Raw genomic sequence first — 17203 nt, 5'->3', positions numbered from 1 at the left:
CTGCCGGCGACGACACGGCACAATCAGAGGTGAATCATCGCGCATTTTCCCTCGGCCAACGGCCGGAAAGCCCGCTCGCCCGGAACGGTTCTCAAGTATTTGTAATAATCCCACGGTTTAGTCGACTGCGCCGGGGCTTTCACCTCAAACAGATGCATGTCATGAATTTTTCGACCATCTTCCCGCAAGCGGCCGTTGCCGAACGCCAGATCGCTGGTGGGAATTTCCTTCATCTTTGCGATCACCGCGGCCCCGCTTTTTTTCGCGCCGTCGACTCCGAGAGCGGCAACGGCTTTCAAATAATGAAGCACGCCTGAATAGCAGCCCGCCTGAATCGTGCATGGTTTCGCACCGCCAACCTGCGGAGCGTAACGGCTGGTCAAAGCGCGCGTATCGTCATTCAGATCCCAATAGAACGCCTCTGACACCTGCAGCCCTTTTGAAGCTGCCAGCCCGAGCGCATGGATTTGTGGAATGAAGCACAACAACGCGGCAAGCTTTACCGTGCCGTTCCCCAATCCGAATTCCGAGGCTTGCTTGATGAGATTGGATGAATCCGCCCCAGCACTCGCGAAACCGATCACATCAGCGCCGCTGGATTGCGCTTGTAAAAGAAATGAGGCGTAATCGCTGGTGTCTGGAAATGGATATTTTACCGTTCCAACGACCTTTCCTCCGGATGCTTCAATCACCGAGGTCGCGTCGGCAACCAGTGAGGCTCCGAACGCATAGTTCGCTTGGACGAAGAACCAGGATTTGCCGCCGGCCTCCACGACCGCCCGCCCTGTCGTTGCAGCGAGACCGTAAGTATCAAAGGCCCAATGCGCATGGTTGGGACCACAGTTGGAGCCAGTCAAAGCTGACGCCCCGGCGTTGAAAATGGCCACTTTGTCCTTCTGCTTCGCGACAGTTGCGACTGCCAGCGCGGCGGAGGAGACCGGCACATCGATGATCATGTCAACGCCGTCGCGGTCGTACCAAGACGACGCAACGTTGGCGGCCACATCCGGCTTGGTTAAAAAATCCGCGGAAATCAGCTCAACATCGAGGCCGCCATGCAGTTTGCGAAAATCCTCGATCGCCAGCTTTGCCGCAACGACCGAGCCCTGTCCGCTGTCGTCAGCATATGGGCCCGCGAAATCCGTCAGCACTCCGATCTTGATTGGCTGCGCCGCCCGAGCACGGCCCGCAACCAACGTCGCGGCGCTGGCGGCCACGAACGTCCTTCGTGTTAATCTCACTGCGTCTCTCCCTTTGCTCATTTTGACGAGCTTCTTACTTCAGCGGCACCGCCGCAGCATTTTAGACTTCGAGCAGACTGTCCAACATCGACGGGTCCTCATCAGACGATAACGGATCGCGCGGAAGCAGCCGATGCTGAAGCACCATGCGGGCCATCGCCAAGCGATGCGGCGCGTCGATCCGTTTCGCCTCGAACGCTAGGCCGATCGCCGACGTGATATGATATAGCGACGATCCCACTTGGCGTGCCAGCTGCTCGTCCTTGTCATCCGTCACTTTCGCCGCGAACGCACAGACCTTTTCATGGGTATCGGCCATGAGTGCAGCGAGCGACGGATCCAGATCGGCATCCGCCAAGCGCCGCTCGTTCGCCGCCTTGAGCACGGGAAGCGTCCCGTTACGGGCGATCGCCCTCACCACGTCCAGAGCGACAATATTCGACGTACCCTCCCAAATCGATCCAAGGTGGGCGTCGCGAAGCAAGCGGGCATCCGGCCATTCCTCGATGTAACCGCAACCTCCCCGCACCTCCATTGCGTCTCCGGTAACTTTCCGGGCGTCGCGACAGGCGCGGAATTTGATAAGCGGCGTCATAATACGCGCCAGCTTCTCACCTTCCAGATCGCCCTGATTGGCGCGATGCAGCGCCTCGGCGGTCAAGAACATCATCGTACGCGCCTGCTCGGCCCACACCATCATCTTGGCCAGTTGCCGACGCATCAAAGGCAGTTCGACGAGCCGGCGGCCGAAGGCGCTGCGCCGCCGGGCGACGAACGTTGCCTCAGCTACCGCGCGCCGCATCAGCGCGGCCGCACGCATCGCATTCGATAAACGCGAGTTGTTGACCATATCGGCCATCTGATTGAAGCCGCGGCCGCGCTCCCCGATAAGATAGGCCTCCGCGCCATTGAGCCTGATTTCACCACTTGCCATCGACCGCGTGCCCAACTTGTCCTTGAGGCGCAGGATCCGATAGTCATTTGGCAAGCCGTCCCGCTTGATCTTGGGGAGAAGGAACAGCGATATCCCCTGAAGTCCCGGTTTGGATTCGCTTCGTGCGAGCACCATCGCCAGATCGGCATCCACATTCGAACAAAACCACTTGTCCCCAGTCAGGCTCCATGTACCGTCTTCCCGCAGATCTGCCCGCGTTTCGGTGGCGGATATGTCGGATCCTGCGCCCTGTTCCGTCATGAACATGGCTCCCTGAAGCAGTTGATCAAGCTCGGTCGTTGTGAGCTTGTCGTAGTAGCGGTCCACCAGCGACTTCTCCCCATAGCGCTTGAGCGTTCGAGCCAGGGAGTCGGTCATGCTGACGGGACACATCAAGCCGAACTCGGCTTGCGTGAAAAGGAAAGCGATAGCGTATTTGGCAGCCGGCGGCATCGCTTCATGCCAACCCAGTGCCGCGCGATGAGACACGGCGGAAAGCCCGAATTCGCCGAATGCAAGCCGTTCCATCTCCTGATAGGCGGGATGTTTCTCGACGGTGTCGCGATCTTCGCCCGTGCGAAGACGAACCGATAAGGTCGGCGGATTTTTATCCGCAATCGTTGCCAAGCGATCCAACCGATCGCCTGCGAGCGCTCCGAGGCGATCGAAAATCGGATCGAGGTGGCCGAACAGATCATCTGGAAGATAGTGCTTTAAAAGCGGGGCCGCATCGCGATCTCCCCGGTAGAGGTTAGTGCCCCGGGAATCGGGAACTTGAACGACTGGAGCGAGATCAACTCTCATGACGAATCCCTCAGAGGTTATCTTCCGGGTGACATCATCGACAACTCGACCGATATAGTCCAATATCTAAATTAAACCGATTAATATCTTTTCGCTATCGATCAGGCAGCAGACCTTGGACCTTCGAAAGCTTCGCTATTTCTCAGTGCTGGCCGAGGAACGACACTTCGGTCGCGCAGCCAAGCGACTATCGATGTCGCAGCCTCCATTAAGTCTGGCTATCCAGCAACTCGAGAATGAGCTGCAGACTCCTCTGTTCGACCGAAATAGCCGCAATGTGGAGCTGACGCGGGCCGGCGTAGCGCTCCAGCGCGAAGCGCGGCTGCTGCTACGCCGGCTCGACGAAACGAAAGCCCTGGTGCGAGCTGTCGCGGGCGGAAAGGAAGGGCGATTACGCGTTGGTTTCGGTGGCGCAATGCTCTATCGCGGGTTACCAGAGATGGTCGAGCGGTTTCGTAAGGAGCACCCGGGAATCGACCTTTCGCTGCAAGAACTCAACTCCCTTGAACAAGTCGCGGCTGTAAAGCGGAACGAGATCGATTTTGGATTCGTCTCGGGAGCGAAGACCGCCGCAGAGCTGAACGGCTTCCGTTATCATTCTGAGCCGTTTGTTGCCTGCCTTCATGAACGGCATCGCTACGCGAATGTCCGCAGGCTCGATCTTGCCAAGCTCAAGGAGGACGAATTTGTTTTGTTCTCTCGCGGGAGTTCGCCTCACTACTTCGAGTCGATAGTCGCGTTGTGCTTAGCACACGGCTTCATGCCTAATATCAAACACGAAGTTCGCCACTGGAGCAGCGTCGTTGCGTTCGTTGAATCTGGGATGGGCGTATCGCTGGTACCTAGGACACTGAGCGCGAGAAGCCCGACGACCGCCAAATTCGTCAAGTTTTCCGAGCCGCACGAAGCCTCTGAAACATGGTGCATATGGAAGGGTAATGCTGATGACGTACCAGGCCTTTCCGCCATGATAGAAATATCGCGGGATCAATCCAAAAGGATGATCTCAACGCCCAGAGCGCGACTTGCCGTCTAGGCGATCTGCGTCCGCGAGGTCGTCATTCGGTCATCACCATTCCTTCCCGAATTGAGCTCCGCACGCAAGAGCAGGTGATCGACAAGGTTCTTCGTGAATTGTGGCGCATTCTCGATGTTGTGTGCGATGACCTTCAGCCTGCGCAACGCCCAATCGTCCGATAGTTCGACCACGCTGCAGCTTTCTTTGGGAAGAGTGCTCGCCAAGACTCTTCTCGGAACCAGCGCGATGCCGATGTTGTCGCGCGCGAGCCGGAGGACCGTCGCAAAATTATGGGCATGGATGCGGATGTTGAGCTGCCTGCCCAGTTTGCCGCATGTCTGCGCCAGAAATTGAAAATTGCTGCTTGTCCTCTGCATGCACACAAAATCGTAGTCCAGCGCTTCTTCCAGTTTAATCTCATCGCGCGCCGCGAGGGGGTGTTCGTTGGAGACCGCCAAGACGAGGTGGTCGGTTGCGTAGGGAAAGACCTGGAGACTTCCAGACTCGACATCGCTTGCGACGATTCCGAGGTCGGCCGTGCCGTCGCCGACGGCCAAGACGATATCGTCACTGTTATGCTCTTCCAGTTCGATGTTGCACTGACGGTTCATGGATAGGAAGCTGGACAGGTCTTCGGCCAGGAAGCCGTTCAGCGAACTGCTGTTCGCGTAAAGACGAATACTTCCGCGAAGACCGTTGGCAAATCCGCTCATCTCGCTGTGCATGCGCTCGAGATCTCCGAACACGGCGATCACATGGCGATGGAGGCTTTCACCCGCGGCCGTGAGAACCATCCCTCGCGGGCTTCGCAAGAAGAGCGTGGTGCCGACGAGACGCTCGAGATTTTTGAGCCGATAGCTCGCGGAGCCCGGCGACAGGTGAATTTGCGACGCACCCGCCGAAAGACTCGAGGTCTCGGCAATCGCCCTGAAGAGCTTCAAGTCCATCAGATCGTAACGCATGACCTTCTCTTCCCTATCGCTGTTTCGGACGCCACCATCTGGTGTTGGACGCCATTTTCTCCTGCCCCCCAGTGGGGTCCCATATCACCGACACGCCGGCGTTCAAATTAGCCAAAGACCATGTTCGCGTCTTTGGATTGGACTCGAAGCGACAGGCCACGCGAAGCATCGACGTGAAAATCGCGGAGTTTGCAGCGTGAACAAGTCCTTGGCCGGCGTAAAGGTACTCGACCTCTCCCGCATCCTGGCGGGACCGTGGTGTTCACAGAACCTCGCCGATCTCGGGGCTGAGGTCATCAAAGTCGAGTCCGTCGGCTCGGGAGACGACACGCGTGGGTGGGGTCCTCCTTACATGACCTCGGAGGCCGGCGACCAGCTGTCGGCCTATTTCATGAGCTGCAACCGCGGAAAACGCTCCATCGCCATCGATTTCTCACAAGCCGCCGGGCAGGATCTGGTTCGTCGCATGTGCGCCGGATCGCACGTCGTCATCGAGAATTTCAAATCAGGATCCTTGAAGAAGTTCGGTCTTGATTACGAATCCATGAAACAGATCAACCCCGGCATCATCTACACGTCGATTACCGGGTTCGGCCAGGAGGGCCCGCTGGCCGGGCGCCCCGGATACGACTACGTGTTCCAGGGCATGGCCGGCTTCATGAGCTACACGGGCATTCCGGACGGTCTTCCCGGAGCCGGTCCCCTTCGCGCCGGCGTCGCCATCAACGATCTGATCACCGGCATGTATGCGACGGTCGCGATCCTGGCTGCGCTGCGCAAGCAGGAAAAGACCGGAGAGGGCGAATACATCGATCTCGCGTTGTTGGACGCCGCCATTGCTCTCAACGCCAACCAGAACATGAATTACCTGCTCTCGGGCCAACCACCGCGTCGGAGTGGAAACGCGCACCCCAATTGCGCACCCTACGAGGTGTTTGCCTGCAGCGAGGGCTATCTGATCCTGGCGATCGGCAATGATGGGCAGTTCGCTCGGTTTTGCTCCGTCGCCGGTCGCGAGGATCTCGCGAATGATCCGATGTTCCGCACCAACCGAAGCCGGATCGAGAACCTGCCGGCGCTGCGCGAGCACGTCATCCAGATCATGGGCCAACGGACCAAGGACGACTGGGGCAGACTGTTCGACACGGCGGGCGTGCCTTGGGGACCGATCAGACCGCTGAACGAGGTCTTCGAGGACGAGCAGGTCAAGCATCGCCAGGTCCTGCAAACCCTCCATCATTCCCGCATGGGCGATGTGCCGACCGTGCGCAATCCGATCGTGCAGGCGACAGGCGCGCTCGCCCCGCCCCTGCTCGGCGAACACACCGACGACATCCTGGCGAGAATGGGACTGTCGGCGGACGAAGTGGCGCTCTTGCGCGATCGAAAAGTCGTTGCCTGACACCGACGACGATGTGAGCCTCCTCGACGACTGGAACAAGAAATGGAAATGTTGAACGACTTCTGCGGCATCGAGCGGCGAAGTGACGGCGTCATCGAAATGACGATCTGCAACGCCGGCAAGGTGAATCTGCTCAACACGGCCGTCATGGATGGTCTCACTTCCGGACTGGACATCCTGTCCCGGGAAAGAGACGCTCGCGTCCTGATACTCGCGTCCCCCGGGGACCGCACCTTCATCGGCGGCGCGGACCTTCGCGAGATGGTCCAACTGGACAAGGTTTCCGGCGAGCGTTTTATATCCCGGCTGCGCGACCTCTGCGATCGCGTCCGTCATTTTCCGGTACCCGTCGTTGCCAAAATATCGGGGTGGTGCCTCGGCGGTGGCCTCGAACTCGCCGCAGCCTGCGACATTCGCGTGGCAACGGATTCATCAAATTTCGCAATGCCGGAAGTACAGGTCGGCATTCCCTCGGTCATTCATGCAGCGCTGTTGCCCCGCCTCGTCGGCTGGGGTCGCGCTCGCTATCTGATCCTCACAGGCGCCGTCATCGACGCGAGCACCGCCTTCTCCTGGGGACTGGTGGACGTCGTCGCCTCGACCGACGAACTGGATCGCCAGATCGCCAAGGTCATCGAACCGATCCTGAAATGCGGGCCACAGGTGATGCAGGCACAGAAGGAATTGCTGCGCCGCTGGGAGGACATGAACCTGTCGGATTCGGTTTCCGCGAGCATTTCCTATTTCGGCAACGCATTTGCAACCGGTGAACCAGGCCTATTCATGTCGCAATTCTTCAAACACAAGTCCGCCTAACTGCGCCACCCAGGCAAACACAACAATTCTTCGGAGGAGACGAAATGAAACGATCCGTTCTCGCACTTGCGATGCTCGCCCTGTCGACTTCCGCGTGTCTCGCTGACGACGCGGTCAAGATCGCCGTCCTCGGAGACATGTCCGGACCATATTCCGACCTTTCGGGACCGGGCTCCGTCGTCGCCGCCCGCCTCGCCGCGGAAGACTTCGGCGGCCAGGTCCTGGGCAAGCCCATCACGATCATCAGCGGCGATGAGCAGAACAAGCCCGACGTCGCCTCCAACCTCGCGCGGCAATTCTACGACCGGGAGAACGTGACCGCGATCCTGGACGGCGGCAGTTCTTCGACCGCTCTCGCCATACAATTCGTCTCTTCGGAGAAAAAGAAGATGTTTCTGGTCAGCGGCGGCACCACCGCCGAGATAACCGGAAAATCATGCTCCCCCTACAGCATCCACTGGCTACCCGACACGCACGCCATTTCCACCGCGGCGACACGCGCCGTCGTTGCCGATGGCGGCAAGTCGTGGTTCTACATCACCGCCAACTATGTGTTCGGTCAGGATCTCGAGAAATATTCCTCCGAAGTCGTCAAGGCCGCGGGCGGCTCTGTGCTCGGCAGCGCTCGGGCGCCGCTCAACACCGCGGATTTCTCTTCCTTCCTGTTGCAAGCGCAGGGCTCGGGAGCCGATGTGGTCGCTTTCGCAAACGCGGGCTCGGACGCTCAGACCTCGATCAAGCAGGCTCAGGAATTCGGCCTGATGGGCGGGGGATCGAAAACCCGCATCGTGGGTCTCGACATCTTCACCAGCGACATTCAATCCATCGGACTCGCCGTCGCTCAGGGCGTGATCGGCGTCGCCGATTTCTACTGGGACATGGACGAAACCACGCGTGCCTGGAGCAAGCGGTTCAAGGCCATGCATGGCAAGATCCCGACCTACTATCAGGCGGACAGCTACAGCGCCGTGTACAACTATCTCGCCGCGGTCAAGGCCGCCGGAACCACGGATCCCGACAAGGTTTCGGCCATCATGTACCAGACGCCGCTGTCCGACCCTCTCCACAACGGCGTCAAAGTCCGTAAGGACGGACGCGTGATGCAGCCGATCTATCTGATGCAGGTGAAGACGCCGCAGGAATCGAAGGGGCCGGACGACATCATGAAGGTGGTGTCGAAGATCCCGCCCGAGGAAGCGTTCATTCCGCTGGACAAGACGGGCTGCCCGCGAGCGACCGAACAGGATCGCTAAAACCACGTCCGATCGCGATGGCCCGACAGGTCTCATGTCGAAGCCGATACGCGGGAAGTGAACAGCCACTTCTCCCGGAATGGCACTGGCCATCCGGGTCGGCGCCTCGTCCTCGGCGAGTAAGTCTAGTCCCTCTATGACTGCATCCTTGGCATAATCGTTCGGCCGAATCTCGACGACATCTTCGAGACGAGGGTCTTCGGGATTTGGCCGTGATGATCGGGGCGTCTCAGGCGGACTTCGTGCCGCGATGGCGGGAGCTTCTGTCGCATCGAGTTCGCTCCGGGGTCCGTGCCCGAGCGCTCCCACGCAGCAAGATGCGAAAAACCGTCGAGCTCATGCGCGAGACGCCCGCTAGGATCCGTGAGGAACCATAGGGTATGAGAGAGGACCAGATCCGCGGCACCGAAACATTCGCCGCAGATCCATTGCCGCTCATCGGCGAGCATAAGGCGAAGATTGAGTTGGCAAAAAAGGGGCTGCAATCAGTCTGATGCTATATGCCACACCGCAACGACGGGCCGGCACATCTCACCCCCGGACACGTGTCCGTTCAGGCGAGCGCGACATCGTGGAGCCCCGATCCATCAGTGTTCCATGAATCAGACGGGTGGTTGGTGACTGCGTGACTTCGGCGTCGCCGAAACCGAGCAGTTCGAGCGCGGCATCAGCCATCTGCGAAAACGGATGGCGGATCGTGGTCAGGTCGTAAGCGGCCCAGCCTGCGAGGGGCACGCCGTTGAATCCCGCGATCGAAACATGATCCGGGATGATGAAACCGTTGCTGCGAAGCGCGTCCATACCGCCGAACGCCATGATGTCGCTGGTGAAGAAGATCGCATCGGGCGGATCGGAACGACGCATCAGCCGCAGCGCGGCATCGAATCCGGCCTGGTAAGTATGGTCGCCGCCCTGCTCGATTACACATTCGACGCCGTCGTCCTGCAACCGGCTGACAAACCCGCTTTGCCGGTCCATGCTGGTGGAGGCCCCCAGTTGGCCGGCGACGAAGGCCGGACGACGATGATGCTGGCCGAGTAGAAATTCTGCCATCTGACGGCCGCCGGCGACGTTGTCGCAGGACACCGCATGGATCTCCAATCCGGGTACGTAGCGGTTGAGCAGCACCACGGGCGTTTCGCGCTTGGCACAGGCCCGCGCCATGGCGGATGAAACGGTCGCCGACGTGATGATGATACCATCGACTTGATACTGCAGCAGGGTCGGTAGGATCTCATCTACTTCCTGCCCGGGCGTCGGCACGAACAGCAGAGTTTGGCAGCCGCGCGGCTGCAGTCGTTGCGTAAGCTCGTCGAGCACCACCGCGTAAAACGGGTCGGTGAGGTTGGGCAGCACGATGGCGACGATGTTGGTGCGCCGCGTCATCAGGCTGCGGGCGATGACATTGGGCTGGTAGCCAAGCTCCGCTGCGGTCGTCATCACGCGGGTGCGCATCTCCTCGGAAATGCTGGCGGTAGCGGTGAAGGCCCGCGAAATGGTCGACTGCGATACACCAAGCACGCGGGCCACTTCGTCAGCGGTGACACGCTGGCGCTGCCGTTTGGCACGAGTGGATTCATCCATGTTGCTTCAGTCCCGCCACTCGTGGAGGCCAAGTTGTGTCCGCGTTTTGCCCTGCGCGTCCCGACGCATGGCAAGGGCGCCGGCTCAGAATCGACCGATATATTGGCCCTGCTTAGTGGACGCCAAAAATGGCGTCAACTGCATGCGAATGCATCCGACAATATGGCTATTATCCGAGGCCAAACTGATCTCGCGCCGCCGATATCATCACCCTCACACGCGCCAAATATGCATTCGCAGTCATTGATTGCAGCCGTGTCAGCAAGCCCGAGGAAATAATCAGGGCAAATCCTCCGTATTTATCCATATTTTGCTTATAAAATGGTCAAATGCAGCTTTGCATGCGCATGCAATTTGATCTTGTGAGCCTTCCTTCCGTCATCGACAATGGAGCCACGGCAAGCCGCCGAGCCGCAGAGCACTTCGCAGATGAACGGCCTACCACCAGATCGTCCGGCAGCGTCGCCAAGGTGCTTCCGCGGCATGGTCGCATCGCATCGCAGGCAGCGCGATCAGCAGGCCACCGCGTTCCGTGCCGTCATCCCATTCGATTTCCGACAACAAATCCCATGAGCATCCAATGACCGAGCGTCGCGCCATAACGTCCAGTAATCCAAAGCCGTTGGCCCACTACACCGAAGCGATCGCCGTCGGCGGCCTGGCATTCCTGGCAGGGCAGTTGGCGACCGACTTCAGGGATGGCGTGCCGGCGGAGGCCCGCAAGGATCCGAACTTTCCGTACTACGGTTCGGACATCAAGCTGCAGACCCGCTTCATCCTGAAGCATCTGAAAAACACCCTTGAGGCTGCGGGGAGTTCGTTTGACCGCGTCGTGAAGGCCCAGGTTTTTCTGACCGACCTTCGGGATTTCGCCGGTTTCGACGAGGTGTGGCGCGAGTTCTTTGTCGTGGCACCGCCCCGCACTACAGTGGGCACGTCAGGTCTATTGATCAAGGATGCGCTGATCGAGATCGACCTGATCAGCGCACTGGCCGAGGGCGGCGGCCTGATTGCCGTCAGTTCGTCAAATCCTAAGCCGCTGGCCGCCTATTCCGAAGCCACCCGCGTCGGCGATTTGGTCTTCGCCGCGGGCCAGCTTGCCACCGACTTCAAGACCGGCGTGCCCAAGGAAGCCCGCAAGGACCCGAACTTTCCTTTCTATGGGTCCGACATCAAGCTTCAGACCCGGTACATTCTGGACCACCTCAAAACCACCTTCGCGGCCGCCGGCACCAGCCTCGATCATGTCGTCAAAGCGCAGGTATTCCTGACCAGTCTCGATTACTTCGCCGGGTTCGATGAAGTATGGCGCGAATATTTCAAGGTGCCGCCGCCGCGCACCACGGTCGGCGTGACCGATCTGTTGATCAAGGACGCGCTGATCGAAATCGATCTGATCGCCTACGTCGCCGATGGTGCAACCAAGCACGAAATCATTGCTGACACCGGCAATCCAAAACCGCTGGCAAATTATTCCGAAGCCGTGACGGTGGGCAGCTTTGTCTTCGCCGCCGGCCAGCTCGCGACCGACTTCACCGCCGGCGTGCCCAAGGAAGCCCGCAAGGACCCGAACTTCCCTTTCTACGGCTCCGACATCAAGCTTCAGACCAAATACATCCTGGAAAACCTCAAGCGAACGCTCGCCGCCGCCGGCAGTTCGCTCGAACAGGTCGTCAAGGCCCAGGTGTTCCTGATCGACCTCAATGATTTCGCAGGCTTCGACGAGGTGTGGCGGCAATATTTCGCGGTGCCGCCGCCGCGCACCACCATCGGAACCACCGGGCTGCTGATCAAGGACTCCCTGATCGAAATCGACGTCATCGGAGTCCGCTGAGACAACGGAAGTTTGGCCGCCGCTGAAATTCTTCAAAGCAAGTCGCCTGGGTAAATCGCCATGGGTTCCCGTCCAACGCTGCAAGGCATCGCCAGATCCGATCAAGCCTCGGCACAGCCGTGGCGGTTTGAAGCGGTCAACGTCTCGAAGAGCTACGGGGCGGTGATCGCCAACGATGCGGTTTCCGTCGATCTAAATGCCGGGGAGATTCACGCGCTGCTGGGCGAGAACGGCGCCGGCAAATCGACCATCATGAAAATACTCTACGGCATGGAGCTGCCTGACGCTGGCCATGTCGCCATCGATGACACTGTTCTGAAGATCGGCTCGCCTGCCGATGCGATCGCCGCAGGAATCGCGATGGTTCACCAGCACTTCATGCTGGTCCCGAGCCTGACCGTGCTGGAAAATCTTATCCTCGGAAACCGCCGGTTCGGCGGCCTTATGACCGATCGGCGCGCGGTTGCGGCCGAGATCGCCGCATTGGCCGCACAATACCGCATCGAGGTCGATCTGCAGCGGCCGGTCGGCAAGCTCTCGGTGGGCGAACAGCAGCGGGTGGAAATCCTCAAAGCGCTGGTTCGGGGCGCGCGCGTGCTGATCCTCGACGAGCCGACGGCGGTGCTAACCCCGCAGGAGATCAAGGCGCTGGGCTTGACGCTGCGTGAACTTGCGCAGGACCGCCACGGCATCTTCATCGTAACGCACAAGCTGCCCGAGGCAATGGAGCTCAGCGACCGCGTCAGCGTGATGCGCAGGGGACGCGTGGTAGGAACCTGGCGGACCGATCAGATCACCTCGTCCGAACTCGTGATGCACATGGTCGGGCGCAGCCTTCCGGCATCGGTCAGCCGGCCGCAATTGACGCCCGGCAGCACCGTACTTGAATTGCTGAATGCCTGCGTCGCCGCCCAGGCCGGCCGGGGCGAATTGCGGGACATCAATCTAAAGATCGCCGCGGGCGAAATTGTCGGCGTCGCCGGGGTCGAAGGGAACGGCCAGCAGGAATTGGCCGAGGCCATTGCCGGGCTGCGCCACGTGTCGGCCGGCGACGTTATCTTGTGCGGCGACGCGATCACCAATTTTCCTGCGGCCGAGATCCTGGCGGCCGGCGTCGCGCATATTCCGCAAGACCGCCACCGCGACGGCGTGGTGCTGGATTTTCCGCTGACCGACAATGCGATCCTGGTCGACCACCAAACACCGGCCTTCCAGCAACGCGGAATCATCGACCGCCATGCGGTGATTCAGTTCACCGACCGGCTGATCGACGTCTTCCAGATCCGCTGCAGCGGCCGGGAAGCACCGATGCGCAGTCTGTCTGGCGGCAACCAGCAGAAGCTGGTGCTGGCGCGCGAGCTCGCGCGTCGCCCGCGGCTGCTGATCGCGGTGCAGCCCACCCGCGGACTGGACGTCGGCGCCATCGACTATGTGCATCGGCAATTGATCGAGCAACGCTCGGCCGGTGTCGCCATCCTGCTGATCTCGACCGAACTCGACGAGATCATCGCGCTCAGCGATCGCATCGTGGTGATGCGGGAGGGCCGCGTCACAGCGCTACCGGACAAGCCCACGATCGAAACTATCGGCGCCGCGATGCTCGGCTCTGCGGACCGCCCAGCAGGTGCTGCATGAGCGTCCATGTCGATTCGGCTGTGACCGAGCGCTGGCGGCCGTTCGCGCAAGGAACAGGACTGGTGCTGGCATCGATGGCCCTGACCGGTCTGGTGCTGCTCCCGATCGGGATCAACCCGATCGGCGCCTATGCGCAAATTCTCAAGGGCGCGTTCGGTTCGGTCAATGCCCTGACCGAAGACTTGGTCTATGCGACGCCTATCATTCTCACCTCGCTGTCGGTCATTATCGCGTTCCGCTGCGGCCTGTGGAATTTGGGATCCGACGGTCAACTCTACCTTGGCGCCATCGCAACCGTCGGGCTCGGCTTCAACCGGTTTGGGATGCTGCCTCCCGTGCTGCTGCCGGTCATGGCGGTGGCGGCGTTCGCCGCGGGCGCGGCGTGGGCCGCGGTGCCGGCCGTGCTGCGGCTGCGCTTCGGAGCGAGCGAAGTCATCGTCACCATCATGATGAACTTCCTGGCCGTCACGATCGCTACCTATCTGGTTGGCGGCCCCTGGGCTTCGGGCATAACGCCAGCCACCGCGCCGATCGTGTCAGCGGGATTTCTTCCGATACTGGTCCCGGGAACGCGCCTCAACGCCAATTTCCTGGTCGCCATCGCCGCGGCCGCGCTGCTCTCCTTTGTGCTGCGCCGGACCGTGTTCGGCTACCAGCTGCGCACCATCGGCCAGAACATCGACGCGGCACGCTATGCCGGCATGCCGGTCAACAAGATCAGGTTTGTCAGCTTCTCATGTGCCGGCGGCCTCGCCGGCCTTGCCGGCTTCGGCGAGGTGGCCGGCATCTACCACAATCTGCCGAATGGGCTGTCACCCGGCTTTGGCTATACCGGCATCGTCGTGGCGCTGCTCGCCCGGCTCAATCCGCTGTGGGCCGTCATCGTCGCCTTCGCGTTGGCAGCCTTGAGTGTCGGCTCGGGCGGCATGCAGCGGGCGATGGGTATTCCGGTTTCGCTCGTCTCGATCCTGGAAGCGGTGTTGATCCTGCTGGTGCTCGCGACCCGACTCCTGGAGCGGCGCGCATGACGTGGGCGTCGCTGCTTGAACTCACTTTCTGGATTCCCTTGCTGGCGGCGGGTGTCAGGGTCGCCACACCGCTGGTATTTGCCAGCCTCGGCGAAGCGGTATCCGAACGTGCCGGCGTTCTCAATGTCGGGCTCGAAGGCATGATGGCGCTGGGGGCGATCGTCGGCTTTCTCGTGGCCTACTGGACCGGACATAGCTGGGCGGGACTGCTGGCGGCGGCAATGGCAGGCCTCGCGGCAAGCCTGGTGTTCGGCTTCCTCACCATTTTCCGCGGCGCCGATCAGATCGTCACCGGCATTGTGATGAACATTCTGCTGCTCGGCCTTGCGAGCTTTTTATATGCCAGCATTTTTGCTTCCGCCCATGTCGTCGCGCAACTTGCCGCGATTCCGGTGTTTCGCGTGCCCTGGCTGAGCGACCTGCCGGTGATTGGCCGACCGTTCTTCGCGCAGTCGCCGATCGTCTACGCCGTGTATCTGCTGATCCCGCTGTTCTGGTTCCTGCTCGAGCGTTCGCCATGGGGATTGAGCGTGCGGGCCGCCGGCGAAAATCCCGAAGCCGTCGACAGCGCCGGCATCAACATCTGGTTTCTTCGTCTGCAGGCGGCAGCGATTGGCGGCGCGATGGCAGGCCTTGCCGGCGCCATTCTCGCGGTGGTCCAGATCGGAGCCTATGTCGACGGCATGATCGCCGGCCGCGGGTTCATCGCGCTGGCGATCGTGGTGTTCGGCGGCTGGCGGCCGTGGCGGGTCGCGGTCGCGGCGCTGCTGTTTGGAGTGGTGGACGCCTTTCAGTTGCGGCTTCAGGTCTCTGGTGCAGCGATCCCGAGCCCGTTCCTGATCGGCCTGCCCTACATCCTCACCATCATCGTCGTGGCGTTCGTCGCCGGACGCGCCGGCTATCCGGCGGCGATCAACAAACCTTATCCGCTGCGCCACTTCTCGCGCCGGCAGCGAAAACCGATCCCGGCTGATCGTGCAGCCATACACCCGGTCCCTCAGGAGCATTCATGAGGCTGACCAAAATGAGGAGATGGAAGATGGCAACGAAAAACGTGAAGCGCCTACGGATCGCACTGCTGGCGGGGACAGCTTCCCTGCTGGCGACCACCTCGCTCTGGGCCAAGGACGTCAAGGTCGCCTACATTCCCTGCGGTCAGGTCAATGACGGCTCGTGGAGCGAGGCCGGCTACGACGGCGTCAAGGCGGCCAAGGACGCGCTGGCAAAATCGGGTACCAACGTCACGATCGATTACAGCGAAAGCCTGTCACCCTCGCAGGCTGAGGTCGCGGCCCGAGACTATGCGACCAAGGGATACCAGACGGTGATCCTGCACTGCGGCACCTATGCCGATGCTGCCTATAACGCCGGAAAGGATTTTCCGAACACCAATTTCCTGATCGTGGTCGCGCCGAAGTCGGTCAAGAATGTCTGGACCTACATTCCAGCCATGCAGGATATTTCTTTCGTAGCCGGCTATCTGGCATCGAAGATGAGCAAGTCCGGCGCAGTCGGCGTGGTGGCTAGCTTCAATTTTTCCAACATCACCTGGCAGGCGGAAGGTTTCCGGCTCGGCGCGCGCTACGGCAATCCCAAGATCAAGACCTTCTCGAACTACATCAATAGTTTTGACGATGCGGGTAAGGCCAAGGAAGCCGCCCAGGCGGAAATCGATAGCGGCGCGGACGTGATCTACAGCGCGACCGACCAAGCCTCGCGCGGCATCTACGCCGCCGCCGAGACCAACGGCAATCTGGCGATCGCCTCCTATTCCGACCAATCGAAACTCGCTCCGAAGACCGTGCTGGCAAGCGCACTCGCCAACATTCCGCTGTTGGTCGAAAACATGGTCACCGGTTCGGTTTCGGGCACGTTGGTGGCTGACAAGGTCTACTCCGTTGGCATGGCCGGCGGCATCGGCGATCTCGCCATGAACCCCGATCTCGCCAAGACGGTCCCGCCCGACGTCGCCAAGGAGGTGCAGGCCTTGATGGTCTCCATCAAGTCCGGCGAGATCAAAGTGCCTGCGCTTTCGGACCCGGGTCAGTCGGAGAAATATGATTTGGCAGCGTTGAAGGCAAAGTAGCGGGATGGCGCTGATCGAATGGGTCGGGAGAAATCCCGGCCCTGGTTTTTGAAGATGCCTCGCAGCCTCCGCGCGTCAAATCTGACGATAGCCCAAGCAGGTAAGGGTATGGATTTGGAATATCGACCCAAGGTAAGGGCGGGGCGAGTCTTCTAGCTATGGTGCTGCACTACAGGCGCGTGATACAGTCGCTGATCAATTCCCCAGCCGACGCCAAGAAATTGATTCTTCTCAATAGGTTATGGGCATGCTGGCTGGGGCGGGAGGGATCGAACCTCCGAATGGCGGAATCAAAATCCGCTGCCTTACCGCTTGGCTACGCCCCAACAGGCCGTCCGGAAAGTGCGGGACGATGGCCGCGCCGTCTCTCTGGCCATGCCGGTCTACAGACGGAGCTTCATCATTTCAACAAGGCAGTGGCCTGATTTTTGGCGAAATCAGGCTCCCCGTCGCCGCCTTTGATGCCCGTCCCCGCCTCTGTAATGGCCCTCCCCATAATAATGCGTTCACGGCGGCGCGGAACGCCGGTCCCGCCGGAACGGCCCGCCATTTTCCGCTCCGGAACCGGTCCGGGACAGGCCGGCCGCTGCTCGGAAGAGTTGAGAG

At 60.5% G+C, this 17203-nt stretch carries 14 protein-coding genes and 1 tRNA gene; 9 read left to right on the top strand and 6 right to left on the bottom strand.

Features of this window, described 5'->3' with window-relative positions; all coding sequences use genetic code 11:
- Positions 1-23: 23 nt before the first annotated feature.
- Positions 24-1217, bottom strand: coding sequence for an ABC transporter substrate-binding protein (locus tag HB630_RS21475; protein WP_346656119.1), 1194 nt, complete (start codon positions 1215-1217; stop codon positions 24-26).
- A gap of 85 nt (positions 1218-1302) precedes the next feature.
- Positions 1303-2979 carry an acyl-CoA dehydrogenase family protein gene (locus HB630_RS21470; protein WP_213774397.1) on the bottom strand — a complete coding sequence of 559 codons (1677 nt, stop codon included), beginning with the start codon at positions 2977-2979 and terminating at the stop codon, positions 1303-1305.
- Positions 2980-3094: 115 nt separating this feature from the next.
- Between HB630_RS21470 and HB630_RS21465 the strand changes: the two genes are divergently transcribed.
- Positions 3095-4015 carry a LysR family transcriptional regulator gene (locus tag HB630_RS21465; RefSeq protein WP_213774396.1) on the top strand — a complete coding sequence of 307 codons (921 nt, stop codon included), beginning with the start codon at positions 3095-3097 and terminating at the stop codon, positions 4013-4015.
- Here HB630_RS21465 and HB630_RS21460 read toward each other — a convergent pair.
- On the bottom strand, positions 4012-4959 hold the full coding sequence (locus HB630_RS21460; RefSeq protein WP_213774394.1) for a LysR family transcriptional regulator: 948 nt from the start codon (positions 4957-4959) through the stop codon (positions 4012-4014). The two genes, HB630_RS21465 and HB630_RS21460, sit on opposite strands and share 4 nt — an antisense overlap.
- Here HB630_RS21460 and HB630_RS21455 point away from each other — a divergent pair.
- From HB630_RS21455 to HB630_RS21445, 3 genes are read left to right on the top strand one after another with little or no spacing between them, the layout of a single operon-like run.
- Positions 4958-6361 carry a CaiB/BaiF CoA-transferase family protein gene (locus HB630_RS21455; protein ID WP_218626199.1) on the top strand — a complete coding sequence of 468 codons (1404 nt, stop codon included), beginning with the start codon at positions 4958-4960 and terminating at the stop codon, positions 6359-6361. The two genes, HB630_RS21460 and HB630_RS21455, sit on opposite strands and share 2 nt — an antisense overlap.
- Positions 6362-6403: 42 nt before the next feature.
- Positions 6404-7177 (top strand): enoyl-CoA hydratase, encoded by a 774-nt coding sequence (locus tag HB630_RS21450; RefSeq protein WP_213774393.1) that lies wholly within the window; start codon positions 6404-6406, stop codon positions 7175-7177.
- Positions 7178-7221: 44 nt separating this feature from the next.
- Complete coding sequence (locus HB630_RS21445; RefSeq protein ID WP_213774391.1) at positions 7222-8430, top strand: ABC transporter substrate-binding protein; 1209 nt, start codon at positions 7222-7224, stop codon at positions 8428-8430.
- A 531-nt stretch (positions 8431-8961) separates the two neighbouring features.
- Here the strand turns inward: HB630_RS21445 and HB630_RS21440 are convergent.
- Entirely contained in the window at positions 8962-9960 is a 999-nt protein-coding gene (locus tag HB630_RS21440) for a LacI family DNA-binding transcriptional regulator (protein ID WP_213774390.1), read from the bottom strand.
- Between the two features lie 634 nt (positions 9961-10594).
- Between HB630_RS21440 and HB630_RS21435 the strand changes: the two genes are divergently transcribed.
- Genes HB630_RS21435 through HB630_RS21415 form a run of 5 tightly spaced genes read left to right on the top strand, consistent with a single transcriptional unit; the run spans position 10595 to position 16597 of the window.
- Positions 10595-11848, top strand: a complete 1254-nt coding sequence (locus HB630_RS21435) for a RidA family protein (RefSeq protein ID WP_213774389.1) — start codon at positions 10595-10597, stop codon at positions 11846-11848.
- 60 nt (positions 11849-11908) lie between these two features.
- Positions 11909-13483: an ABC transporter ATP-binding protein gene (locus HB630_RS21430; RefSeq protein WP_213774387.1), complete on the top strand. Its 1575-nt coding sequence runs from the start codon at positions 11909-11911 to the stop codon at positions 13481-13483.
- Entirely contained in the window at positions 13480-14511 is a 1032-nt protein-coding gene (locus HB630_RS21425) for an ABC transporter permease (RefSeq protein ID WP_213774386.1), read from the top strand. The genes HB630_RS21430 and HB630_RS21425 overlap by 4 nt, the downstream gene beginning before the upstream one ends.
- Entirely contained in the window at positions 14508-15524 is a 1017-nt protein-coding gene (locus tag HB630_RS21420; protein ID WP_213774384.1) for an ABC transporter permease, read from the top strand. Before HB630_RS21425 ends, HB630_RS21420 begins: the two co-directional genes overlap by 4 nt.
- 26 nt (positions 15525-15550) lie before the next feature.
- Positions 15551-16597, top strand: coding sequence for a BMP family protein (locus HB630_RS21415; protein ID WP_213774383.1), 1047 nt, complete (start codon positions 15551-15553; stop codon positions 16595-16597).
- Positions 16598-16848: 251 nt separating this feature from the next.
- On the opposite strand, the gene HB630_RS21410 is transcribed toward HB630_RS21415, so the two are convergent.
- Positions 16849-16923: transfer RNA gene (locus HB630_RS21410), tRNA-Gln, on the bottom strand.
- Between the two features lie 74 nt (positions 16924-16997).
- Complete coding sequence (locus HB630_RS21405) at positions 16998-17147, bottom strand: hypothetical protein (RefSeq protein WP_213774382.1); 150 nt, start codon at positions 17145-17147, stop codon at positions 16998-17000.
- Positions 17148-17203 lie beyond the last annotated feature (56 nt).

Source organism: Bradyrhizobium sp. dw_78 (assembly GCF_018449525.1).
Classification (GTDB): Bacteria; Pseudomonadota; Alphaproteobacteria; order Rhizobiales; family Xanthobacteraceae; genus Bradyrhizobium.
Note: the sequence above shows the minus strand (reverse complement) of the source record. Positions and strands in the feature narration are given on the sequence as shown.